The sequence below is a fragment of the Pseudoalteromonas sp. SWYJ118 genome, assembly GCF_015864505.1.
Classification (GTDB): domain Bacteria; phylum Pseudomonadota; class Gammaproteobacteria; order Enterobacterales; family Alteromonadaceae; genus Pseudoalteromonas; species Pseudoalteromonas arctica.
The window spans coordinates 1-805 of record NZ_JADYXC010000067.1 but is presented as its reverse complement, the minus strand read 5'-3'; the positions used below and the strand labels follow the sequence as shown (position 1 = coordinate 805).

1 rRNA gene is annotated in these 805 nt (G+C 51.8%); it reads left to right on the top strand.

Going from position 1 to position 805, the window contains the following annotated elements:
* A 23S ribosomal RNA gene (locus I6F48_RS21215) occupies positions 1–783 on the top strand; the annotation flags it as partial.
* Positions 784–805 lie beyond the last annotated feature (22 nt).

Below are 805 nucleotides of genomic sequence, written 5' to 3'. Positions count from 1 at the left end.
GGGAGACTTTGAAGCAGCGACGCTAGTTGTTGTGGAGTCAACCTTGAAATACCACCCTTGTAGTTTTGATGTTCTAACGTTGGCCCCTGAATCGGGGTTACGGACAGTGCCTGGTGGGTAGTTTGACTGGGGCGGTCTCCTCCTAAAGAGTAACGGAGGAGCACGAAGGTTGGCTAAGTACGGTCGGACATCGTACGGTTAGTGTAATGGTAGAAGCCAGCTTAACTGCGAGACAGACACGTCGAGCAGGTACGAAAGTAGGTCATAGTGATCCGGTGGTTCTGAATGGAAGGGCCATCGCTCAACGGATAAAAGGTACTCCGGGGATAACAGGCTGATACCGCCCAAGAGTTCATATCGACGGCGGTGTTTGGCACCTCGATGTCGGCTCATCACATCCTGGGGCTGAAGTCGGTCCCAAGGGTATGGCTGTTCGCCATTTAAAGTGGTACGCGAGCTGGGTTTAGAACGTCGTGAGACAGTTCGGTCCCTATCTGCCGTGGGCGTTTGAGAATTGAGAGGGGTTGCTCCTAGTACGAGAGGACCGGAGTGAACGAACCGCTGGTGTTCGGGTTGTCATGCCAATGGCATTGCCCGGTAGCTACGTTCGGAACTGATAAGCGCTGAAAGCATCTAAGCGCGAAGCAGGCCTCGAGATGAGTTCTCACTAGACTTTTAAAGTCTCTGAAGGGCCGTTGAAGACTACAACGTTGATAGGCAAGATGTGGAAGTGGTGTGAGCCATTAAGCTAACTTGTACTAATTACCCGTGAGGCTTAACCATACAACGCCAAACGCGTTTTATG